The following is a 23041-nucleotide window of genomic DNA, read 5'->3' on the forward strand; positions in this document are numbered from 1 at the left end:
TAAAATATTTGTATTATAGTACTTTCTTAAGCACATCCCAGTTTAAGAGCTATTAAATTAAATTTTTGAATAAATAAGGATGGAAGAGAATAACGACAAAACGAACGAGGTAAGTGATCTGATTGAAAAAGAACAAGAAATACAGCATCTAAATAACCCAGTTGATATATCTGTTAAGCCTATTGTTAAACAATATCTTGGCACAGTAAAGAAAGTTAAGAAAGAAGGTAACCGTTTTTATTTTTCAGATGGTGATGCTAAGGTAGAAATCCGCGTAGTGAGCGATGAAATTATTCGCGTTCGCCTGGCGCCACATGGTGTATTTTTAGATGATTTTTCTTACGCAGTACCTGAAGTAGATCAAAAAGTTTCTGTATTTAAAATGCAGGAGCACGAAGATCATTACACGGTATCAACCCATTCGGTTACTTGTAAAATAGAAAAAGCCAATTTTCATGTTTCATTTTATGATAACATTACCAACTTGGTGATGGTTGATGAGGCGAATTCTATGCACTGGGAAGAAAACACCGATTTTGGAGGCTACTATATTTATGCCACGAAAAAATGCCATCCCGAAGAAAACTTCTTTGGCTTAGGTGATAAATCGGGTAATTTCAATTTACGTGGTCGCCGTTTCGAAAACTGGAACACCGATGCTTATTCTTTCGGCTGGAATCAGGATCCGCTTTACAGAACAATACCTTTTTACATCGGGCTACATAATCAGGCTGCGTACGGAATCTTCTTTGATAACACCTTCAAATCGTATTTCGATTTTGGTGGCGAAGATGTTTCTAAAACGAGTTTTTGGGCAGATGGAGGAGAATTGCAATACTATTACATCCATGGTCCACATATCATGGATGTGGTTAAACGTTATGCAAGTTTAACGGGTACGCACCCTATGCCGCCAAAATGGACTTTAGGTTACCAACAGTGCCGCTGGAGTTATTACCCTGAAACTAAAGTAAAAGAAATAGCGAAACAATTTAGAAACCGTAAAATTCCATGTGATGCCATTTATTTGGATATCGATTATATGGATGGTTATCGTTGTTTCACCTGGAATAAAAAATATTTCCCTGATCCACGCAGAATGATCAAAGAACTTTCTGATGATGGTTTTAAAACTGTAGTGATGATCGATCCGGGAATCAAGGTGGATGATGATTATTGGGTTTTCAAAGAAGGAAAGGACAATAAATATTTCTGCCGCCGAAGCGATGATTATTTTATGGAAGGCCATGTTTGGCCGGGCCGTTGCCAGTTTCCTGATTTTACAAATCCTAAAGTGCGGAAATGGTGGGGCAAATTATATGAAGAATTAGTTGATATGGGCGTTGCGGGTTTCTGGAACGATATGAACGAACCTGCAGTTTTTGGTTCGGGCACTTTCCCTAACGATGTTCGCCATAATTACGACGGTTACCGTGGCTCGCACCGCAAGGCACACAATGTTTATGGTATGCAAATGGTGCGTTCAACCTACGAAGGTTTGAAAAAGCTGATGCGCAATAAACGTCCTTTTACCATCACCCGTGCTGGTTATTCAGGTATGCAGCGCTACGCCAGCGTGTGGACTGGGGATAATATTGCCACTTGGGAACATTTAAAAATTGGTAACATTCAATGCCAGCGTTTATCAGTTTCAGGCGTTCCTTTTTGCGGAACCGATATTGGCGGTTTTAGTGGTGAACCTGATGGCGAATTATTCACCCGCTGGATTCAGCTGGGTACTTTTTCGCCTTTTATGAGAGCACACTCTGCAGGTGATACCGCAGAACGTGAACCTTGGAGCTTTGGCGAATTCTTTGAAGATATCAATAGAAAATTTATTGAGTTGAGGTACCGTTTAATGCCTTACCTGTACTCCGTTTTCTGGGAGCATCACCGTTATGGATTCCCAATATTGCGTCCACTAGTGATGCTTGAGCAAGAAAATATCAGCAACAGTTTCCGCCAGGATGAATTTTGTTATGGAGATAAATTATTGATTTGTCCTGTTTTAGAGCAAGGCGCAATTTCAAGGAAAGTATATCTTCCAAAAGGAACCTGGTATAATTTCTGGACCAATGAAGTGTTAGACGGTGGCAACGAATATACGGTGGAAGCAAAGATTGATAGTATGCCAATGTTTGTTAGGGCAGGTTCGGTTATTCCAGAATATCCGGTGATGCAGTATGTGGATGAGAAATCAATCACAGAAGTAACTTTAAATATTTACCAAAGCGATTACGAAGTAAACTCATACATGTATGAAGATCACGGCGATACTTTTGCGTTTGAGCAAGATATTTACTTAGAAAAAAAGTTTACTGTTAAAGCAGATAACCAGCTTTTGAAAGTTAATCAACGGATAGAAGGCTTGTATACACCTAATTATGAGTTTTATGCTTGTAATGTAATGGGCGTTAAATTTAAGGTGAAAAAAATTATAGTGGATAATAAAGAGATAACTGATTTTTATACTGATGATAAAAATATTCTTCACTTTAAGTGCCTTAAAACATTTGCTGAAATACAGATTTTAAGTCTTTAAATCTTTTAGCCCCAAATGCTGTTTAGTTTTTGGGGCTAATGATTATTTGGGGTTTTTAACTCCGATCTCACATCTAAATACGTATAGCCAAAAAGATTATGTCAAAAACGAAGAAAGTTTCAGATAAAAAAGCAGCTTTAACAAAAATCGACACCAGTAAATCAGTTTGGGTACACAGTTTGTTTACTGATTATGATATTGATCTTTTCTTGGTCGGTAAGCATTTTAGGTTGTATGAAAAAATGGGTTCTCATCTTATTGTTCTGGAGAAAACCGCTGGAACTTATTTTGCTGTTTGGGCGCCTAATGCTACAAGAGTAAGTGTTGTTGGAGATTTTAATGATTGGAATAATACGGCTCATCCATTAAATAAACGTTGGGATAAATCAGGCATTTGGGAAGGTTTTCTTCCCCGTTTGGTAAAAGGTGATGTATATAAGTATTTTGTTAAAGGATTTGATGAATCTGAACATTTAAAGGGCGATCCTTATGCCCGTAAATGGGAACATCCACCGCAAACAGCATCTATTATCTGGGATACCGATTATACCTGGAAAGATAAATCATGGTTAGCAAAAAGGCCAAAGCTTAATGCACTCGATCAACCCATCTCGGTTTATGAATTACATTTGGGCTCCTGGGAACGCGATCCTGGCAATCCTGAAAGAGTGTTAACTGCCAGGGAGGTTGCGGGCCGATTGGTTCCTTATATTAAGGAAATGGGTTTTACCCATGTAGAGTTAATGCCGGTTATGGAGTTTCCATTCTTTCCAAGTTGGGGATACCAAATAACGGGCTACTTCGGTGCAAGCTCCCGTTACGGAACACCTGAAGATTTGATGTATTTGATTGATGCACTTCACAAAGCGAATATTGCGGTCATTTTAGATTGGGTTCCATCGCACTTTCCTGGCGACCGACATGGCCTTTATGAATTCGACGGAACGCATTTATATGAGCATGCCGATATGCGTAAGGGGTTTCATCCCGATTGGAAATCTTATATTTTTAATTACGACAGGCCAGAAGTGCGCTCATTTTTAATCAGTAACGCGATATTTTGGCTGGATCAGTATCACGCCGACGGATTGCGTGTTGACGCGGTGGCATCGATGCTGTATTTCAACTTCTCTCGTGAGGATGGTGATGCCGCCACAAACGATCAGGGTGGTCCTGAAAATTTCGGCGCAATTAAATTCCTTCAAGATCTTAATGTGGCTGTATATGGTGATTTCGAAGGGGTTCAAACCATTGCCGAAGAAAGCAGCACGTATCCTGGCGTTACGCATCCGGTTCATGCGGGTGGTTTAGGTTTCGGTATGAAATGGATGATGGGCTGGATGAATGATACCTTAAAATATTTCAAGGTTGATACGCTGGGTAGAAAGCACCATCATAATCAATTGAGTTTTAGCATGACTTATGCTTTTACCGAAAACTTCATGCTTCCTTTTTCGCATGATGAAGTGGTTCATGGTAAATCGCCTATGCTGTATAAAATGCCTGGAGATGATTGGCAAAAATTTGCCAACTTAAGGGCGCTTTACGGTTATATGTTTACTCATCCCGGAGCAAAATTGCTTTTTATGGGCAATGAGTTTGCAGATACCAATGAATGGAACTTTACTAAATCATTAGATTGGCATTTGCTTCAATATGCACCACATAAAGGGATGCAGGAAACGGTAAAAGCATTGAATTTCCTGTATCGGAAAGAGCCTGCGCTGTATCATTTTAATTTTAGTTATGAAGGCTTTCAATGGTTGGATGCCGATAATGCAAACGAATCGGTTTTTGCATTTATGAGGAAGGGACCAAAGGCGAAAGATACTTTAATAATTGCCTTGAATTTTACCCCGGTAGTACGGGAAAACTATCGTATTGGAGTGCCTTTTAAAACCAAATGGCAGGAAATATTTAACTCTGATGATATCATCTATTACGGAAGCGGCATCAATAATAAGGGAGATATTGTTCCTAACGCTGTTGGCTATAATCATCAAGAATATTCGATTGATATTACGCTACCGCCGTTGGCTGTTACCATCTTCAAGAGTAAATAATAGTATTTTCAGTTACTGATGAAAAGAATGCCTAAATAAGAAAAGCCTTTCATTGCTGAAAGGCTTTCTTAATCCTTGGAGTGGAAGCTTCCAAGGAGGGTGCAAAGATACGATAAGAGTTGATAGTTACAAGTTTATTCCTATAAATAAAATGTTATAGTTTAAACTTGATGCCGCCGTTGAACGTTCTACCTTCTGTATGGGTCCAAATATCATCGAACGTAGGGTTTAGGTGCGATCCGTTAACTACGCTTTTATATCTGCTTTGCCTGGTGTCGGTAAAATTTTCGGCGTTTATAAAAATTGAAAACTTTCCAAAAATCTTTTCGGCCATAAAACCAAACTCCCAAAAAGCGTTGGTTTGCTGGTTATTGTATAAGTATTGTTTATCGGTAAAATAACCTTCTAAACCCATTTTGAAGTTTCCTTCCTTTTCATAAAGTAAAGCCAGGTTAAGTTTATTTTTTGGTAGCAATCTAATATTTTGGATTACGGGTAGATAATCGGCCTTTGCATCAGTAAAAGTATAACCCGCAAAAAGTTTAAAATATTCGTGGAAAATTATTTTCGCATTGGTTTCAAAACCTAAACTCCTAACGGGTGCTTTGGTATTATCAAAATAGAAGTTACCATTGGTCTCTTGCAACAGAATAGTAGAATTATTAATTCGCGTATAAAAAAACATCTGATTGAAGCTAAGTAGCCAATCGTCTCCTATGCTTGTTTTATAGTTCACATCGGCGGTTCCACCATAACTTCTTTCTGCTTTTACATTATTTAGTGCTTGCAGGTTTTGGTATTGGAAAGTTTCTGTTTGCTCTGTAAAAAGGGTAGGCGTTTTATAGCCTAATCCACCGCCAATTCTCGAGCTCCAATGATCATCAAATTTATATAGTGCAGATACACGGGGTAAAATGAATACCTCATTTTCACTATAATTGGCATTAAAATAGTTAACGAAATCGGCCCTCAAACCGCTTTCCAACTTAAACTTATCCGAAACATCCCAGGTATGTTGTGCATAAACGCCAGCTGTTCTGGTTGTGAAATCCTTTTTAAAAAGCGATTGATCTTGCTCATTAAACTTATCATAAACTACATTAGTACCAAAAATTAAACTTTGATCTTTCAAAGATCTTAAATAACTAATGTCAGTGTACGAGTTATAGTTCACCCCATTAAAATTATAATAGGGAATGGCTATTCCACGTTTAAAATAATTGAAACTAGTTTTCACTTTTAGCAAATCTTTTTCTGCAGTTTGATAGCTGAAATCTAGTGTCGTGGTATTTCGGGTGGTATTATTAGCCTCAAAATAACGGTGATTCGCATCAACGCCATCGTTTACTACAAAAATGTCCCCTCCAGTTCTTTCGCTCTTTGTAAACGCATTGCCAATAACAATGGTGGTTTTATTGCTTGGATAAATAAATAGCTTAGGGTGAATGGTGAAGTCTCTGGTTTTCGGCAGCTCGGTAAAATCGTCCTTATCTACATCGTATGCCTTTTGAAAATTACTAAGTGCAAGTAGGCTGTAGCCAATTTTTTTGTTTCGCTGCATGCTAAAAGCACCGATATTGGTTTGCCCAACATTCGATTGGTTAAGGATGAAATTGAGATCGGCTTTTTCTCTCGGAGACCGTGATATAAAATTGACCACGCCTGCAATTGCACCAGCACCAAAAAGGGTAGAAGATGGACCCTTGATAATTTCAACCTGGGCTAAATCCAGCGGCGGGATTTCTAAAATGCTCAATCCGCTGGCAAAATTTCCAAAACTGGCGTAACCGTCTTTTAAAAGTTGGGTGTACCTCCCATCCAAACCCTGGATCCTAATGCTTGCATTTGCACTTGTTGCCGAGGTTTGTTGTACTGCAATACCGGTACTTTCATGCAAAATCATGGACACATTTGCCGGGCGCATATTGCTTTTTTCATCTATTTCTTCCAGTTCGATGGTTTCTACTCTGGTAGGCGTATTTTGGATAGTTCTGCTTGTTCTGGTAGAAGATACAATCACCTCTTCGAGTTCTTCATCAGCTTCTTCCATTAAAATTTCCAATGGTTGATCTTGATTATTAGGAAATAGAAGTGCTAATTGTTGTTCCTGAAAACCGACATTTCTGATAATCAGTGTTTGCTTCCCATTTGGGATATTGCCGAGTACTGCTATGCCATCGGCTGAAGTTTTAACAACAATAGTGGTATTTTTTAATAAGATCGTTGCATCACTCAAAGCGCCTTTGGTGTTCTTATTCTTAACTATTATTTTAACTGAATTCTGTGCATAGGCCGCTGTAATGCACAAAAGTGTGCAGAACAATAAAATTATTTTTCGCATTGATGTATTTGTAAAATTGAATAAATGGATGTAGTCCTGAATTCAACGGTTATCCGTTAAAGTGCTTATTCAATTTTGGCGGTTGCCAGATATTTTGTACGTAGCTGGAGATGAAATTACTGTTGTAAGCGTTTGACTCTTTTTTTGGAATTGATCTTTTCAGTATTTTTGGAATAGAAACCGGAACGTTTGCTATCAAAAGCTGACCACAACAGTTGCAGGTACATAAAGGAGAGCAATTATCTTGCTTAGTTATGCCTTTAGATTTTTCTATATTGACGCTCAATATTTCAGAATGACTAACCATAGCAATAACATCCTCACAATTGATGCAGGATAAACTGATGATTATAAAGCTCAATAAATAGATTAAGATCTTCATTCTGGGCAAAGGTACAAATCATCTCTAAATACTTCTGGATTTTAATTTCTTTTAAATTTAGTAATAAACAATGCTGTCCATTCAAATGGAAAATTTACTCGTTAAGGTTGTATTCCAGTCAGTTGTTTGATTCTCTGAGCATTAAAGAACAATATAGGCATCACTGTGTTATCAGTTTATTAGCCCTACAAAATGCAGTTGTCAACCACGGAAATTCAGGATTACGAATCAGATAAAACCTTCAAACTTTGGTTATCCGATGAAGTGGCATTCTCAGATCGGTTAAAAGCAAAAGAAGATGGTGCATTTAAGATGCTTTATCATAAATATGCTTCTGCCATTTACGGCAATATACTCAGAGCTTTTGTCGATCAGGACAAGGCAGAGGTGATTTTGGAAAATGTTTTTATTGAAGTTTGGTATTCAATTCCGGCTTATGATGAAAACAAGATCAAGCTGTTTACTTGGATAAATCAAATTGCAGCAAAACATATTAATCTTTCAAAAGCTAACTCTTAGTTAAAGCTTATCAAGCTGTTTTTGTTTATAATCCTAAACGATTATTACAACTATTGTTCGTTGGAAAAAACTCAATCAGCTAGTTGAAATTTGCTGTAAAAGAAAAAGGAGACCTCATCCAAGCGTCTCCTTTTTTTCTAACCAAATATAAACCTGTTATGAGCCAGGCTTTGTCTTAAATCCTATTCGAAACCTAAGTTTCAGTAAGGATGTTTTTATCTTTTTAATTGTAAACAAACATCGTTCCGTTTATTACTCTACAAATATAGTAAAAAAATTCATAGTGTAAAAAATACACTAAGAAATTTTTGAGTATTTTTTTTGTCATTTTTTATTTACAATTCATTTTTTGAAAGATTGAGGCTTTAAAAACGACTTGCATGCAAATATAAGCTGAAATTATGTTAAGTAATTGTTAAATCGTGATTTTTTCAATCTGTTTAAGCTACCAGATTGTTAATTAAAGGTTAAAAATTAAGGATGAGCGAATTTTTTGTTCTTTTTATAGTGAATTATTTATTTTTAAAAGGAATAATAGGCTAAAAAAGATTTTAGAAGATAAAATTTGGACAAAATAATTTTAATTTTATTAGTGAAATATTTTTTTATATAGAAAAAGCGGCTAATGTTTGAAACATTGCCGCTTTCCTAATTTTAATATTTATTTAAATTTATTTCAAGCTACCGTAGTATTCCACGAATTTAGCCAGGGCTGATGAATATCCCCATTCGTTATCGTACCAGGAAACAACTTTAACAAAGTTATCATTCAATGAAATACCAGCTTTTGCATCGAAAATAGAAGCATGATCATCGCCAATAAAATCTGATGATACCACTTCGTCTTCAGTATAGGCCAATACACCTTTTAATTCACCTTCAGAAGCTGCTTTCATAGCTGCTTTAATTTGCTCGTAAGTTGCTGGTTTTTCTAAACGTGCTGTTAAGTCAACAACAGAAACATCGGCAACAGGAACACGGAATGACATACCGGTAAGTTTTCCTTTTAATTCTGGAAGTACCATACCTACTGCCTTTGCAGCACCGGTTGATGAAGGGATGATGTTTGAGAAACCACCACGGCCACCTCTCCAGTCTTTAGCAGAAGGACCATCAACAGTTTTTTGCGTTGCAGTAACGGCATGGATCGTGCTCATTAAACCTTCTACAATACCGAAGTTATCATTTAAAACTTTAGCAATTGGCGCTAAACAGTTTGTAGTACATGATGCGTTTGAAACGATAGTTTGATCTGCAGTTAATTTATGGTGGTTAACGCCCATTACATAAGTTGGGATATCAGCATCTTTAGCTGGTGCAGAGAAAACAACTTTTTTAGCACCTGCAGCAATGTGTTTTTCAGCATCTGCACGAGTTAAAAATAGGCCAGTAGATTCAATTACTACTTCAACACCTACAGCATCCCATTTCAAATCAGCTGGATTTCTTTCTGCTGTTACACGGATTGTTTTTCCATTAACAACTAAATTTCCATCAACAACTTCAATTGTTCCGTCAAACTTGCCATGAGTTGAATCATATTTTAACATATAAGCCATGTAATCTGGCTCAATTAAATCGTTAATTGCTACAATATCTAATCCTCTTTTAAGGGCAGCTCTGAAAACCAGTCTGCCGATACGGCCAAAGCCGTTTATTCCAATTTTGCTCATTGTTTTGTTAATTAGTGTAATGTTTTAATAAATTTAGTATTGGTTCTTTAATAATCGTTTTTATTTTAATCTGATGCTTCGCTGCGGTAATTATTAGTCTGTCTTCTAATTCTGCAGCAACTTTACCCACAAAATGGATATCTTCTTTTCCATATTTTTCTACCGTAGGTAAAATGTAGGTTTGGAAATATTTTTCAAATCCATTATCAATTAGCTTGATAACGTATTCATGTTCAATATTTTGTGTAAAAAAATCAAAAAATGAAGTTAGAAAAATATTCGCATGTGGCTTATTGTATATTCTTTCTAATATCTGAGGGCGATCTAAATTGTAGTTTCCAATAAATTTGGCTTCCAAATCTCCTGGCAATTTCTCGCTCAAGAAATCTTTCAGAAGCATTTTTCCAAAATAATTTGATGAACCTTCATCTCCAAGAATGTAGCCTAATCCAAAATTATTCATTAGTGGTTTTTTGCCATCGAAATAAGCGCAATGTGAGCCGCTGCCCAACATGCCAACAATCCCTGGCTTATCATAGCATGCAGCTTTTGCAGCACCAAATAAGTCATCCTCAACAAAAACCTTACTATACCTAAAAAATGAAGATAAAGTTTTTGAGAGTTCTTCTTTACGACCAGGCGATGAAGCACCGGCGGCGAAGAAATAAATTTTCTTTATGTTTTCAGCGTTGTTAACTAAAACTACCTTTTTATTCAAAATCTGCAGCAGCATTTTCGAATCTACAAAAGTTGGATTAATACCAGCCGTATTGCAATGTCCTACAACCTGTCCATTTTGGGTTAATTTCCAAAATGCTGTTCTGGATCCACTGTAAACTACTGCTATCATGATTATATAGATAAAACTTCAGTCATTTCCATTAAATCAGGTTCCAGTTTGAAGCTGTGTGCTGTTAAAGCTTCTGCAATGCTGGTTAGTTTTATTTCATTGCCTTTTAAGCCAACCATTTGCTCGGTTTCTCCAGCAATTAAGGCGTTAACTGCTGCAAATCCCAGTCTGCTACCCAAAATCCTATCAAAACTACTTGGACTTCCGCCACGTTGCAAATGGCCGAGGATGGTTACTTTGGTATCGTAATGATCAAACGTTTCCTTCACTTTCTTGGCAATATCATAAGCACCACCTTGCTTGTGTCCTTCGGCAACAATAACAATACTCGATGATTTTTTTGTTGCAGCGCCCAAAGCGAGTTTATCAATCAATTCGGTTACGCTGGTTTCTCTCTCTGGTAATAAAACCGCTTCTGCACCACTGGCTATCGAGCTTCTTAAAGCAATACAGCCGGAATCTCTTCCCATTACTTCGATAAAAAATAAGCGGTCGTGTGCATCTGCGGTATCCCGAATTTTATCTATTGCTTCAATAACGGTGTTAATTGCAGTATCATATCCAAGGGTAAAATCCGAACCCACTAGATCGTTATCAATAGTACCAGGAATACCGATTACTTTAACGCCGAAAGTTTCTGAAAACCTCTTAGCACCTGTAAAAGTTCCATCGCCCCCAATAACCACTAATCCATCGATATTATTTTTCTTTAAGTTATTATAGGCTATTTGTTGTCCTTCGTCAGTTTTAAATTCAAGGCAACGTGCGGTCTTTAAAATCGTTCCGCCCAAGTGTAAAATATTACTTACAGATCGGGCATCCATTGGTTTTATATTATCGGTTATTAGTCCTTGATATCCTTGCATAACACCAAACATGTTAATGCCATGATATATTCCGGTACGAACAACAGCTCTGATTGCAGCATTCATTCCTGGGGCATCGCCACCAGAAGTAAGTACAGCTATATTTTTAATATTTGGCTCCATCTATGATACGAATATAGTGTGTAATTTTTACACTAAGTAATTTTTTTTATTTTTTTTACTTAATATTGAAAGTCATACCTTTATCTGCTTAAAATAACTAAATTTTACCTTGGAACAAATTTTACCTCATTTAGATTCAGTATTCTCGATAGATTGCGTTTTGTTTGGATTTGATGGAAAGGAATTAAAAATCCTTCTCATTGAAAGGAATGAAGAACCATTTAAAGATTGGTGGGCACTGCCCGGTAACATTGTTGGTGCCGATGAAAGTTTAGATCAATCAGCCTCTAGAATTTTATATGAACTTACAGGTCTCCGTGGCATTTACATGGAGCAATATTATGCTTTTGGCGATCCGAATAGGCACCCGCAGGGTAGGGTAATTACTTTGGCTTATTATGCTTTGATCCGTTTGGGTGGTGATAAAGAACTTCGCCCGATCAGTACTTATGCCAAAAGGGCAAACTGGTTACCCATTACCGATTTGCCGAAACTAGCTTTCGATCACCAAAAGATCTATGATAAAGGTTTAGAAAAAATAAAGAGGAGAATTAAACATCAGCCAATAGCTTTCGAGCTTTTGCCAGAGAAGTTTACCTTAACGCAACTGCAGCATGTTTATGAGCTGGTATTGGGTAAAAAGCTTGATAAAAGAAATTTCAGGAAGAAAATTGTAAGTTTTGGTGTCTTGAAGGAACTTGACGAAAAACAAAAAGGGGTTTCTTACCGAGCTGCCACTTTGTATCGTTTTGATAAGAGAAAATACGCTAAACTTTTTGGGAAAGAGATATCTTTTTAAGTTAAAAGACAAAGTGTGAATAGAGCGCTTTTAACAAATAAGCCAGATTTGAAATTTCAAATCTGGCTTATTTGTTTTATAAAGAATGACTCTCGACTCTGAACTTAAAACTCCCAACACCAAACTATTTCTTTGGAGCTAACTCTAAGTGATAATGCACTAAATCGTCTATAGGTGAGCGGATGATTTTTCCAACACCCATTTCATATCTATCAGCCACAATACTTAAAATATCGCGGAAGCTATAACCTACAGATCCTACGCAGTTCAATTTGTGATCTTTATAATTTGGATAGTGAATAACCAACGCCTCAAAAAACGAGGTAAAAGCATAATCGATTGTGCTAAATGCATAATCTTCATAATTATCTTTAAAATCATATAAGAATTTACTAAAGCTGGCGCAGAAACGATTTGGCAACGGTTTGTTATAAATATTATCGAAAATATCCTCGTTTGTTAAAGCATAGTTATCATAAAATGCTTCACGTAATCCTTTTGGCATGTAACCTTTCATGTAATCGCTCAAAATGCGTTTACCTATAAAAGAACCACTTCCTTCATCGCCTAAAAAGTAACCTAATGAGTCGATGTTCAAGGTGATGTCTGTTCCGTCATATAGACATGAATTGGTTCCTGTACCTAAAATAGCAGCAAATCCTGGCTCGTTTCCAAGAAGTGCTCTGCAAGAGGCAAGTAAATCATGACCAACAAAAATCTCGGCATTAGTAAAAACCTGTTTCATGGCATCAGCCACAATTTTTACATTACCCGGGGTAGAACATCCAGCACCATAATAGTAAACTCCTGTTAATTTTTCTCTCTCCAAGTGGTCTGGAAGAGTTTCATTCAAAGACTTTACAATGTATTCTCCTTTAGAAAAATATGGATTGTAACCCTCGGTGTTAAAGTAAATTTTTCTGCCGGCCTCGTTAATCAAGCACCAATTTGTTTTGGTTGATCCACCGTCTGCAATTACTATCATTTTATTTATTTTTGGTTTTAGCACGATAAAAGTATAAAAACTCTTATATTTTGTATCTTTTTTTTTAATAATTTTTTAACAATTTGTTGTTGTTTAAAATTAAGTGTGTAAAAAATACACTATATACCGTGCTTAATGGCCTAAAAACCTTAAAATTATACCAGAAAAGGCATTGGTCTTTTTTCATAAACGTAAAAAAATATTTACATTTCATACAAAAATGAAGCGCAGGTTTTTAGATTTTAGAAGTGATACCGTAACAAAGCCAACAGCTGGAATGCTAGAGGCTATGATGAGCGCCAAAGTTGGCGACGACGTTTTCGGGGAAGATGAAACGGTGGCCGCACTCGAGCAGAAATTGGCATTGATGTTTAATATGGAGTCAGGCTTATTTTGTCCATCCGGAACAATGACCAATCAAATTGCCATTAAATGTTTTACGCAACCAATGGATGAAGTAATTTGTGATCAAACTGCTCATGTTTATCGATATGAGATTGGTGGCATTGCCTATCATTCGGGCGCATCGGTGAGGTTACTTTATGGCGATCGGGGGATTCTTACGCCTGAATTGATTGAGCCAGAAATAAACGAAGATAATATTCACTACCCGAATTCGAGCCTGGTGGTTCTGGAAAATACGGTCAATAAGGGAGGCGGGAAATGCTATACCTTGGATCAAATTGCGCCGATCCATCACTTATGCAACATAAAAGGGCTAAAGCTGCATTTAGATGGTGCCCGGGTTTTCAATGCGCTTGTAGCCACTGGCGACAAAGCAAGTGCCTATGGAAAATATTTTGACGGCATATCAATCTGTTTATCAAAGGGTTTGGGTGCGCCGGTAGGATCTGTACTGTTGGGATCAAAAGATATGATTAATAAGGCCCGGAAAATCAGAAAAGCTTTTGGTGGAGGAATGCGCCAGGCAGGGTTTTTAGCTGCTGCAGGTATTTATGCACTTGATCATCATGTAGAAAGATTGAAGGAAGATCATGATCATGCAAAAGCATTGGCGGGCGCATTAGCTAGAACGAGTTATGTTAAATGGATTATGCCGGTAGAAACCAATATTTTGATTTTCGAAGTAGCTAAAGGATCGGCTCAAAAAATCGTTGATCAATTGCAAGAAAAAGGCCTTCACTGCAATACCACAAGTGCAAGCACCATTAGGTTGGTTACACACCTCGATCTAACTTCGACAATGATTGATGAGGCTATTGAAATAATTTTACATTTGTAGCAACAGGTTAATTCTTGCCAAAGATTTTAAATAATTATAAAGATTAATTCTAGCCAAATGCCTATACCAGAAAAGAAATTGCTTAAAATATCCAAACTCCTCATCGCCAATCGCGGTGAAATTGCATTGAGAATCATGCGTTCGGCAAAAGAAATGGGTATCCAAACGGTTGCTGTTTTTTCAGAAGCTGATCGCAATGCATTGCATGTTCGCTATGCAGATGAAGCAATTTTTATCGGAGCTGCACCTTCTAACCAGAGCTATTTGGTAGGTGAAAAAATTATCCAGGCTTGTAAAGAAACAGGAGCTGATGCCATTCATCCTGGTTACGGTTTTCTTTCTGAAAATGCAGGTTTTGCACAACAGGTTGCCGATGCGGGGTTAATATTGGTTGGCCCTTCGGCGAAAGCGATGGAAATTATGGGAAACAAGTTATCGGCAAAGGCGGCAGCGCTTAAGTATAATATTCCAATGGTTCCTGGTACGGAAGAGGCCATAAAAGATGTTTCGGAAGCTAAAGCAAGAGCAGTCGAAGTTGGTTTTCCGATTTTAATTAAGGCTGCTGCGGGGGGTGGGGGCAAAGGCATGCGAATTGTAGAATCTGTAAATGCTTTTGAAGAACAAATGCAGTTGGCCGTAAGTGAAGCTACCTCAGCTTTTGGAGATGGAGCAGTTTTTATAGAAAGATATGTTACCTCACCAAGGCATATCGAGATTCAAGTATTGGGCGATGAGCATGGTAATATTGTTCATCTTTTCGAACGTGAGTGCTCAGTTCAACGGAGACATCAGAAGGTGGTAGAAGAAGCGCCGTCATCTGTGCTAACTCCCGAAATTAGAGAAAAGATGGGCAGATGTGCGGTAGATGTGGCTCGATCTGTAAATTATACCGGTGCAGGAACGGTTGAGTTTATTTTGGATGAAAACCTCGATTTTTTCTTTTTAGAGATGAACACCCGTTTGCAAGTAGAGCATCCGGTTACAGAATTGATTACAGGAATAGATTTAGTAAAAGAACAGATAAAAATCGCCTCGGGCGAAGCCCTTAGTTTTAATCAGGAAGATTTAAAGATAAATGGTCATGCAGTTGAATTGCGTGTGTATGCCGAAGATCCTAATAATAATTTCTTGCCGGATATTGGTACTTTGCAAACTTACAAAACGCCGAAAGGCAATGGCGTAAGGGTAGATGATGGCTTTGAGCAAGGCATGGAAATACCTATCTATTACGATCCGATGATTGCAAAACTAATTACTTTTGGAAAAGATAGGGAAGAAGCTATCCAAAGAATGATCAGGGCAATTGACGAATATGATATTACTGGGATCGAAACTACTTTGGGTTTTGGTAAATTTGTAATGCAGCATGAAGCGTTTAGAACTGGAGATTTTGATACTCATTTTGTTAGCAAATACTTTAATGCCAAAAGCCTGAAAAGCGCCGACGAGACAGAAGCTTTGATAGCGGCCCTGGTTGCAGTCAGGCTTTTTGACAATAAGAAAGAGGCTAAAAAGTTGGATAGCACAGTTGCAGAATCCTCCAATTGGAGAAAAAATAGAATTAAACTTTAAGTAATGTTTACTGGAATTATAGAAAACCTGGGCGAAGTAAAAGCCATCAAAACCGATCATACTAATATTCATTTCACTATTTCTTCGTCTATCAGCCACGAGCTTAAAATTGACCAGAGTGTAGCACACAATGGGGTTTGTCTTACCGTTGTAGGCTTAACAGAAGATACACATACTGTTACTGCAATTGATGAAACTTTAAGTAAAACCAACCTCGGTTATCTAAAGGTAGGTAGCAAAATTAACCTGGAGCGTTGCATGCAAATGAATGCCCGTTTGGATGGGCATATTGTTCAAGGCCATGTAGATCAGACTGCCGTTTGCGTGAAACGTGAAGAGTTGGATGGAAGTTGGGAGTATCGGTTTAAATATGATGCTTCTGCCGGAAATGTGACTGTTGAAAAAGGTTCTGCCTGCGTAAATGGAATTAGTTTAACGGTTGTCAATTCCGCTGTTGATGAGTTTTCGGTATTCATTATCCCCTACACTTTTGAGCATACCAATTTACACCAGGTTGAAGTTGGCGATACCGTAAATTTGGAGTTCGATATTATTGGCAAATACGTTGCCCGTTTAATGGCAAACAAGTAGAAACATAGAGGATTAAAAGTAATATTTTAGTTAGTAAGCTTGGCCTTGGTTATTTAAACCAAGGCTTTTCTTTTATACATAACTGTACAGGACAGTTGCCGCTAAATTAATCTGCATTATAGTAATACCAAAGCCAAATTTAAATAATCCAATATGAGCCTACCCATACTATTTTCTCGCCTTTTTATTGTTTTTACAGTTCTTGTTTTTTCTGTTGCCGAAGGTTTTTCTCAAAAAATCGCCGTACAAAATTTAACTGTTGAGCATTTAGTAAATCCTTTTAGCGTAGATAATTCCAAACCAAGGTTTAGTTGGAAGATGCAATCAGCTGTTAAAAATACATTGCAAGCCAGCTACGAAATAAGAGTAGGGAAAAACGAAGCGATTGACAAGAGTAGAGTTTGGACTTCAACTAAAAAGAGTGATCAATCTGTATTAGTAACTTACGCTGGTCCTGATCTGGAATCGAAAACAAAATATTTTTGGCAGGTGAGGGTGAAAGACAATCATGGGAATGCATCGAAATGGTCGCAAGTGCAATGGTTTCAAACGGGTTTAACGGAAAAAGATTGGGTTTCTAATTGGATAACTGTTTATGGCAAAGATACTTCGTTAGCGAGCCCAATGCTTAGAAAGGAATTTAATATTCGCAAGAAAGTAAAAACAGCTACCGCTTATATTACAGCCAAAGGTTTATATGAAGCTCGATTAAATGGCCAGCGAATAAGCGACCATTATTTTGCACCAGGGTGGACGAGTTATCAGGATCATTTACAATATCAGGTTTATGATTTAACTGAGTCTGTAAAAACAGGTCTAAATGCTTTTGGAGTTACTTTAGGCGATGGTTGGTATAAAGGTAGGATAGGTTTCGCAGGGCAAAGTAAGTTTTACGGTGATACCAGGGCTTTACTTTTTCAATTAGAAGTTGTTTATGCGGATGGAACCAAAGAAATTTTTATAACGGATGATACTTGGAAAAGTTCCAATGGACCGATTTTATCATCAGATATTTATAATGGAGAAACTTACGATGCTCGAAAAGAGCAACCCGGATGGGATGATGTTGGTTTTGAAGAAAACGCACTATGGAAAGCGGCAAAAATTCTTCCTAAAGATAAAGTAAAATTGGTGGGCATGAGTGGTCCTCCCGTGAGAAAACATGAAACATTTAAACCGATTAAAATTTTTAAAACGCCATTGGGAGAGAGCGTGGTAGATTTCGGACAGAACATGGTGGGTTGGGTAATATTGAAAGCCAAAGGACCAGCAGGCACAAAAATAACGCTAGGTCATGCCGAAGTATTAGATAAAGCAGGTAATTTCTACACCACTAACTTGCGTTCGGCGAAGCAATCGAACGAATATATTCTTAAAGATAATGTAGCGCAAAGTTTTGAGCCTCATTTTACTTTCCAAGGGTTTCGGTACGTAAAAATTGATGGCTATCCTGGAGAATTAACTACAGATGCACTGACAGCAGTAGCCATATATTCAGACATGAAACAAACGGGCAGTTTTACCAGTTCGAATACAATGTTAAATCAGTTGCAACATAATATCCAATGGGGACAAAAAGGAAATTTTGTTGATGTTCCTACCGATTGTCCGCAAAGAGATGAACGTTTAGGTTGGACTGGTGATGCACAAGCTTTTGCAACCACAGCAGCTTACAATATGGATGTTGCCGGATTTTTTACCAAGTGGATGAAAGACGTTTCGGCAGATCAATTGGAAAATGGAAGTGTGCCGTATGTAGTACCAAATGTGCTTAATAAACGCGATGCCGGGTCGGCAGGCTGGGCTGATGTAGCAACGATAGTTCCCTGGGATATGTATGTTGCTTATGGCGATAAAGGAATTTTAACCGCTCAATATACCAGTATGAAAAGGTGGGTAAATTATATTTCATCGGTTGCCAAAAATGATTTATGGAACTCGGGTTCGCACTTCGGCGATTGGTTATTTTATCGGCCAAATGATGATAATGATGGTCGTGCAGCCGTAACGGATAAGTATATGATTGCACAAACATTTTACGCACACTCTACGCAACTGCTTATTAACGCGGCAAAAGTTTTGGGAAAAACTGATGATGTAAATCAATATGAAGCGTTACTGAAAAGAATTAAGCAAGCTTATGTAAATGAAAACATGACTGCAAATGGCAAGCTGGCTTCGAATACGCAAACGGCCTATGTTTTGGCTTTGCAATTCGATATGTTACCAGAAGAAAACCGGAAACAAGCGGCAGAAAGATTGGTGCAAAATATTAAAGATTATGGTAACCATTTAACCACAGGTTTTTTAGGAACACCATATTTATGCCATGTATTAAGTCGTTTTGGTTATGATAACGTAGCTTACGATTTATTGATGCAAGAAAGTTATCCTTCTTGGTTATATCCAGTAAAAATGGGTGCTACTACCATTTGGGAAAGATGGGACGGTATTAAACAAGATGGATCTTTTCAAACACCAGATATGAATTCTTTCAATCATTATGCGTATGGTGCCATTGGCGATTGGATGTACAAAAATATAACAGGCATAAATCCTGTTGCAGAAAATCCTGGTTATAAGGAGGTATTAATTGCTCCAAAACCTGGTGGTAAATTATCGAGCGCAGCTGCAGAACTGGAAACGGTTTATGGTTTGGTAAAATCATCGTGGACATTAGAAAATGGTATTTTTAAATTAGACGTAACTATTCCGGCCAACTCAACCGCTACTGTAATATTGCCGAAAACCGATAAAAAGGAAAAAATTGGATCAGGAAATTATCATTTTGAATACAGATATTAATGCTTTAATATTGCAGGCTATTGCTTAATAAACGATAATTTCGATTGTAGCAGCAGTATAAAATTACTATGTATAGCAAAGAAGAGGCAGCGAGGTTAAGGCAACAATTTTGGATCAGCTTTGGGCAGTATATGAAGCCAGTTCCGTCGGCGAGTGGTTCTACTGTACATTGGGTGAATTACAAAACTGGTGTAAAAAACATCTTCTTTAAAATGGATGTGACCAACAAACAGGCGATTATTGCCATTCAGCTTACTCATTCTGATCCTGATATCAGGCATCTGATTTTCGAGCAGTTTGAAGAATTTAAACTTATGTTCACTAATGCCATGAGTGAAGAATGGGATTGGGCAAAGGATTTTACCGACGATTATGGCAAGACAGTAAGTCAAATTTATACTTCGTTAACCGCTGTAAGTGTTTTCAACCAACAGCATTGGCCAGATCTTATTTCATTCTTTAAACCTCGTATTATTGCTTTAGATGAGTTTTGGGATCACGTAAAGCCGGTTTTTGAAGATCTTATTTAGTTAAATCCATTTGCTCAATCCTTGCCTTTGCAAATTTAATCTCCTGCTCGTCTATCCTAACATTGGGTTTGCTTTTTAAATACAGTTTATAATAACTTTTGGCGGTTTTAATCTGTTTCAACTTTGTATCATAAAGTATCGCAAGCCGGTAATACAAAGTAGGATTGGTATCAAAAAAAAGCCCTTTTTTATAAGCAGCATTTGCCATTGAGTATTGCTGGTTCTCTTCGTAAGCCAAACCCAATAGTGCGTAATAGTTAGGAATATTGGGCGAAATGCCCTCATCAATTGTTTTCTTCGCATACATTGCTGCCATTTTAAAGTTTTTTAAATAGCGATAACATAGCGTTGTAAAGTATAGAGTGTTTTCATTCTGCATCTGCATTTTCTCCAATTGGGTAAACAACGCAACTGCTTTATCATATTTTTTGGTGAAGTAGTAAGCTTTTGCCACATCTTTTATTACTGCAGCGTCCGGGCCAATCTTTAATAGTGCTTCGCCCGCAACAATTACTTCATCATATTTTTTCAGATAATTAGCTATTGGCAGTTTCGTTCTCTGTAAAACAAAATTTTCATTATCGGCTTTAATCGCAACATTTAAAACCTCGTAAGCTTTTCCGTAATCTTGATATAGGGCATGAACTTCTGCCAGATCTACGGCAACATCGCCATCAGTAGGCATGAGTTTATTTGCCTTTAATAAATAAACACGCTTTAACGAGTCTTTATTAGAGTTGTACAGATTAGCCAAAAGCTTGTAAACGATAAAATTATTGCTATCAATTTCCACAATTGCGCCATAATACTGTTTTGCTTTATCGGTATTGCCTCTTCGGTTATTAATGCTGGCCAGATTAAAAAGGATAGGCAAACTTTTAGATTGCAGTAAATTGGCCTTTAAATAATATTTTTCTGCCTCCACATTATTACCTGCCATTAAAAAACAATAACCCATTTGAGTTAAGGCTTTCAAGTCGTCGGTATTTTCACCGTAATTCTGTTTAAGGTATTCCGCAGCCTCTGCATAACGCTGATTTTGATAGAAATCGAATAGTTTGTCTTTATCTAACGCCAGTTGTTGACCAAAAGCAATGATATTAAACAGCAATCCAACAGCAACCAAAGTGAATTTTTTCATACTTGAAAAGTTTTAAACTAATTTATTAGTTGTTTTTTGTAATTCCAAATAAATTGAATAAAAACAAAATGGACAGGTATGGGTTTATTAGAAAACAGTATAAAATCAAAAGCTATGAATACTTTAAAGAAGTTTGAATTAATGGAAAAGATTGTGCGTGAACTTGAGGATTTACAAAATTCGCAACAGGCACTTATTCAAAAGATTGGTAAAATTGAAGTTGATAATATTGAACTTGGCGATACAAGGTTAGAAAAAGATGCTGGCGATATGCATCAAAGATTGGCAGACAATTTGGATACGATTGTGTCTATTTTAGACTATTTTGCTAACAAAACAGAAAATTTTGGCAATAAAAACAATGTTGATGCTTTGAAAGAACAAGAAGCTATTAACAACGCAACAAGCTAAGAACTCTAAATCATCCCTATTATGAAATTTTTATCTTTAACAGCAGCATTCTTATTGATATGCTTTTTTGCAAGTGCGCAAATTTTACCCTCATTTCAGTTTGGTTTAAAAGCAGGAGCTAACTTCTCCAAGTTTGATTCGGAGAATACTTTTAGCAGTGATAACCGTGCTGGATTTTATGGAGGAGTTTGGGCCAGGATTGGTGCAGCGGGAATCCATTTTCAACCAGAACTGTACTTATCAGGCAAGAAAGCTGATTTAATTAGCGATGCAACGGGAGAGGTAAATAAAGTTCGCTTCACAAGTTTAGATGTGCCTTTGTTAATAGGTACAAAGTTCGGCGCTGCTGGTATTGGCGTTAGATTAAACACTGGGCCAATGTTCTCTTTAATTATTGATGAAAACCAAAGTTTCGGTCAAGCTGCGGGCAGCGTATTTAAAGCCGATTTTAAAAACCAGGCGCTAGCTTGGCAATTTGGGGCGGGAGTAGATATAAAGAAGCTTAGTTTGGAAGCAAGGTACGAACTTGGTTTGTCAAAAATTAACAAATCAGGTTATCCAGGAACGAAGTTAAATTTGTTTACTGTGGGCCTTGGTTACAGATTATTTTAGTAAAAAGCATCCCATGTAAGAAAGCAAATCGAGAGATTTGCTTTTTTTTTATTCCGGTTTTTCTGTATCCACTTCTGTTAACTCGTAGGCATAAGACCCATTTTTAGGAATAATCGGCGTTTCGCGACCAATGCTTAAAGCCTTTATGTATGATGCTCCGAAGTAAAAGATTAAGGAAGAATAAAACACGAACAACATAATTACAATGAGTGACCCTGCTGAGCCATAAATATTACTGATGTTGCTTAGCGGCAACAAAATGCGTAAAATGTATTTTCCTGCTGTAAACAAGCAGCCTGTAAGTAAACCACCAGACAATGCCGCTTTCCATGTTGGCCTTCCATTAGTTAAATACCGAAATAGCATGGTAAACCAGGTTGTAACGATAATTACAAATACAATCTGATTTAAAATTGAAGTTAAAATCAATCCGAATGATGGTGAATTAGTTTTTAAATAGGCACCTATAATGGCTTGAACACTATCGGCAAGTAGGCCGATAAAAAAAAGAATGCCCGCCAATAGGATAATAGTCATAGAAATTGCCCGAGACTTTAAGGTACTTAAAACTCCTTTTTTGTCTTTTTGCCCGATGTTCCAAATTTGTTCCAGCGAATTCTTGATCACGTTGAAAAGAGTAGTAGCTACGAAAAGAAAAAAAATAAAACTGAAAAGGGTGATGTACCAGGCTTGATCTACTCCCCGAATGTTTCTTAATGTTGATCTGATTTGTTGGATACTGTCATCATCAAGAATGTTTGCCAAACGCTCAAACAGGTTAGTTGCCAACATTCGTCTATCGGTAAACATCCCAAACAACCTGATTAAAATAATCAAAATAGGAGGGAGCGCAAAGTTGGTGAAGAATGCGGTTGCCCCTGCTAAACGTAAGGGGTCGTTTTTTTGAAACAAAGAAAAAGCATTTCTAGCAGTAGCAAAAAAGAACTTAAAATCCAGGTTGATTTTTAATGGCATTGTTTCAATATAAAAACT

The 23041-nt window shown here is 37.3% G+C and carries 19 protein-coding genes; 11 read left to right on the plus strand and 8 right to left on the minus strand.

The window, feature by feature from the left end; translation table 11 throughout:
• The first annotated feature begins 79 nt into the window (after positions 1–79).
• Positions 80–2542: a glycoside hydrolase family 31 protein gene (locus ASE92_RS19105; protein ID WP_056851719.1), complete on the plus strand. Its 2463-nt coding sequence runs from the start codon at positions 80–82 to the stop codon at positions 2540–2542.
• Positions 2543–2640: 98 nt separating this feature from the next.
• Positions 2641–4605, plus strand: coding sequence for a 1,4-alpha-glucan branching protein GlgB (gene glgB / locus ASE92_RS19110; RefSeq protein WP_056851720.1), 1965 nt, complete (start codon positions 2641–2643; stop codon positions 4603–4605).
• A gap of 154 nt (positions 4606–4759) precedes the next feature.
• On the opposite strand, the gene ASE92_RS19115 is transcribed toward glgB, so the two are convergent.
• Both ASE92_RS19115 and ASE92_RS21785 read right to left on the minus strand, forming a co-directional pair.
• Positions 4760–6946: a TonB-dependent receptor domain-containing protein gene (locus ASE92_RS19115; RefSeq protein WP_056851721.1), complete on the minus strand. Its 2187-nt coding sequence runs from the start codon at positions 6944–6946 to the stop codon at positions 4760–4762.
• A gap of 49 nt (positions 6947–6995) precedes the next feature.
• Positions 6996–7328: a DUF6660 family protein gene (locus ASE92_RS21785; protein ID WP_369817436.1), complete on the minus strand. Its 333-nt coding sequence runs from the start codon at positions 7326–7328 to the stop codon at positions 6996–6998.
• Positions 7329–7520: 192 nt separating this feature from the next.
• Here ASE92_RS21785 and ASE92_RS19120 point away from each other — a divergent pair, with 192 nt between their 5' ends.
• Positions 7521–7847, plus strand: a complete 327-nt coding sequence (locus tag ASE92_RS19120; RefSeq protein WP_056851722.1) for a hypothetical protein — start codon at positions 7521–7523, stop codon at positions 7845–7847.
• A 671-nt stretch (positions 7848–8518) separates the two neighbouring features.
• Here ASE92_RS19120 and gap read toward each other — a convergent pair.
• From gap to pfkA, 3 genes are read right to left on the minus strand one after another with little or no spacing between them, the layout of a single operon-like run.
• Positions 8519–9520 (minus strand): type I glyceraldehyde-3-phosphate dehydrogenase, encoded by a 1002-nt coding sequence (gap, locus tag ASE92_RS19125; RefSeq protein ID WP_056851723.1) that lies wholly within the window; start codon positions 9518–9520, stop codon positions 8519–8521.
• A 7-nt stretch (positions 9521–9527) separates the two neighbouring features.
• Positions 9528–10370: a hypothetical protein gene (locus ASE92_RS19130; protein WP_056851724.1), complete on the minus strand. Its 843-nt coding sequence runs from the start codon at positions 10368–10370 to the stop codon at positions 9528–9530.
• Positions 10371–10372: 2 nt separating this feature from the next.
• Positions 10373–11359: a 6-phosphofructokinase gene (gene pfkA, locus ASE92_RS19135; RefSeq protein WP_056851725.1), complete on the minus strand. Its 987-nt coding sequence runs from the start codon at positions 11357–11359 to the stop codon at positions 10373–10375.
• Between the two features lie 109 nt (positions 11360–11468).
• Here pfkA and ASE92_RS19140 point away from each other — a divergent pair, with 109 nt between their 5' ends.
• On the plus strand, positions 11469–12158 hold the full coding sequence (locus ASE92_RS19140; protein WP_056851726.1) for an NUDIX domain-containing protein: 690 nt from the start codon (positions 11469–11471) through the stop codon (positions 12156–12158).
• A gap of 124 nt (positions 12159–12282) precedes the next feature.
• Here the strand turns inward: ASE92_RS19140 and ASE92_RS19145 are convergent, their stop codons facing one another.
• Positions 12283–13143 (minus strand): hypothetical protein, encoded by an 861-nt coding sequence (locus ASE92_RS19145; RefSeq protein WP_056851727.1) that lies wholly within the window; start codon positions 13141–13143, stop codon positions 12283–12285.
• A 220-nt stretch (positions 13144–13363) separates the two neighbouring features.
• Between ASE92_RS19145 and ASE92_RS19150 the strand changes: the two genes are divergently transcribed.
• The 5 genes from ASE92_RS19150 to ASE92_RS19170 all read left to right on the plus strand — a co-directional run bounded on the left by ASE92_RS19150 (position 13364) and on the right by ASE92_RS19170 (position 19884).
• The gene (locus ASE92_RS19150; protein ID WP_056851728.1) at positions 13364–14386 is read left to right on the plus strand and encodes a low specificity L-threonine aldolase; all 1023 of its coding nucleotides are present in this window, start codon (positions 13364–13366) and stop codon (positions 14384–14386) included.
• Positions 14387–14443: 57 nt separating this feature from the next.
• A complete protein-coding gene (gene accC, locus ASE92_RS19155; RefSeq protein ID WP_056851729.1) occupies positions 14444–15958 on the plus strand; it encodes an acetyl-CoA carboxylase biotin carboxylase subunit in 1515 nt (504 codons plus the stop codon).
• 3 nt (positions 15959–15961) lie between these two features.
• Entirely contained in the window at positions 15962–16549 is a 588-nt protein-coding gene (locus ASE92_RS19160) for a riboflavin synthase (RefSeq protein ID WP_056851730.1), read from the plus strand.
• A 153-nt stretch (positions 16550–16702) separates the two neighbouring features.
• On the plus strand, positions 16703–19354 hold the full coding sequence (locus ASE92_RS19165) for a glycoside hydrolase family 78 protein (RefSeq protein WP_056851731.1): 2652 nt from the start codon (positions 16703–16705) through the stop codon (positions 19352–19354).
• 68 nt (positions 19355–19422) lie between these two features.
• On the plus strand, positions 19423–19884 hold the full coding sequence (locus tag ASE92_RS19170; RefSeq protein ID WP_056851732.1) for a DUF4268 domain-containing protein: 462 nt from the start codon (positions 19423–19425) through the stop codon (positions 19882–19884).
• On the opposite strand, the gene ASE92_RS19175 is transcribed toward ASE92_RS19170, so the two are convergent.
• Positions 19877–21025: a hypothetical protein gene (locus ASE92_RS19175; RefSeq protein WP_056851733.1), complete on the minus strand. Its 1149-nt coding sequence runs from the start codon at positions 21023–21025 to the stop codon at positions 19877–19879. The two genes, ASE92_RS19170 and ASE92_RS19175, sit on opposite strands and share 8 nt — an antisense overlap.
• A gap of 114 nt (positions 21026–21139) precedes the next feature.
• Between ASE92_RS19175 and ASE92_RS19180 the strand changes: the two genes are divergently transcribed.
• Positions 21140–21436 carry a hypothetical protein gene (locus ASE92_RS19180; RefSeq protein WP_056851817.1) on the plus strand — a complete coding sequence of 99 codons (297 nt, stop codon included), beginning with the start codon at positions 21140–21142 and terminating at the stop codon, positions 21434–21436.
• A gap of 21 nt (positions 21437–21457) precedes the next feature.
• Positions 21458–22048: a porin family protein gene (locus ASE92_RS19185; protein ID WP_056851734.1), complete on the plus strand. Its 591-nt coding sequence runs from the start codon at positions 21458–21460 to the stop codon at positions 22046–22048.
• Between the two features lie 48 nt (positions 22049–22096).
• On the opposite strand, the gene ASE92_RS19190 is transcribed toward ASE92_RS19185, so the two are convergent.
• Positions 22097–23023: a YihY/virulence factor BrkB family protein gene (locus tag ASE92_RS19190; RefSeq protein WP_056851735.1), complete on the minus strand. Its 927-nt coding sequence runs from the start codon at positions 23021–23023 to the stop codon at positions 22097–22099.
• Positions 23024–23041: the final 18 nt, after the last annotated feature.

This window comes from Pedobacter sp. Leaf41 (genome assembly GCF_001422545.1).
Classification (GTDB): domain Bacteria; phylum Bacteroidota; class Bacteroidia; order Sphingobacteriales; family Sphingobacteriaceae; genus Pedobacter.

Bases quoted from the DNA above. Each gene is read 5' to 3' on its own strand.
- ASE92_RS19105 (WP_056851719.1), top strand. From the start codon at position 80: ATGGAAGAGAATAACGACAAAACGAACGAGGTAAGTGATCTGATTGAA.
- glgB (WP_056851720.1), top strand. From the start codon at position 2,641: ATGTCAAAAACGAAGAAAGTTTCAGATAAAAAAGCAGCTTTAACAAAA.
- ASE92_RS19115 (WP_056851721.1), bottom strand. From the start codon at position 6,946: ATGCGAAAAATAATTTTATTGTTCTGCACACTTTTGTGCATTACAGCG.
- ASE92_RS21785 (WP_369817436.1), bottom strand. From the start codon at position 7,328: ATGAAGATCTTAATCTATTTATTGAGCTTTATAATCATCAGTTTATCC.
- ASE92_RS19120 (WP_056851722.1), top strand. From the start codon at position 7,521: ATGCAGTTGTCAACCACGGAAATTCAGGATTACGAATCAGATAAAACC.
- gap (WP_056851723.1), bottom strand. From the start codon at position 9,520: ATGAGCAAAATTGGAATAAACGGCTTTGGCCGTATCGGCAGACTGGTT.
- ASE92_RS19130 (WP_056851724.1), bottom strand. From the start codon at position 10,370: ATGATAGCAGTAGTTTACAGTGGATCCAGAACAGCATTTTGGAAATTA.
- pfkA (WP_056851725.1), bottom strand. From the start codon at position 11,359: ATGGAGCCAAATATTAAAAATATAGCTGTACTTACTTCTGGTGGCGAT.
- ASE92_RS19145 (WP_056851727.1), bottom strand. From the start codon at position 13,143: ATGATAGTAATTGCAGACGGTGGATCAACCAAAACAAATTGGTGCTTG.
- ASE92_RS19150 (WP_056851728.1), top strand. From the start codon at position 13,364: ATGAAGCGCAGGTTTTTAGATTTTAGAAGTGATACCGTAACAAAGCCA.
- accC (WP_056851729.1), top strand. From the start codon at position 14,444: ATGCCTATACCAGAAAAGAAATTGCTTAAAATATCCAAACTCCTCATC.
- ASE92_RS19160 (WP_056851730.1), top strand. From the start codon at position 15,962: ATGTTTACTGGAATTATAGAAAACCTGGGCGAAGTAAAAGCCATCAAA.
- ASE92_RS19165 (WP_056851731.1), top strand. From the start codon at position 16,703: ATGAGCCTACCCATACTATTTTCTCGCCTTTTTATTGTTTTTACAGTT.
- ASE92_RS19170 (WP_056851732.1), top strand. From the start codon at position 19,423: ATGTATAGCAAAGAAGAGGCAGCGAGGTTAAGGCAACAATTTTGGATC.
- ASE92_RS19175 (WP_056851733.1), bottom strand. From the start codon at position 21,025: ATGAAAAAATTCACTTTGGTTGCTGTTGGATTGCTGTTTAATATCATT.
- ASE92_RS19180 (WP_056851817.1), top strand. From the start codon at position 21,140: ATGAATACTTTAAAGAAGTTTGAATTAATGGAAAAGATTGTGCGTGAA.
- ASE92_RS19185 (WP_056851734.1), top strand. From the start codon at position 21,458: ATGAAATTTTTATCTTTAACAGCAGCATTCTTATTGATATGCTTTTTT.
- ASE92_RS19190 (WP_056851735.1), bottom strand. From the start codon at position 23,023: ATGCCATTAAAAATCAACCTGGATTTTAAGTTCTTTTTTGCTACTGCT.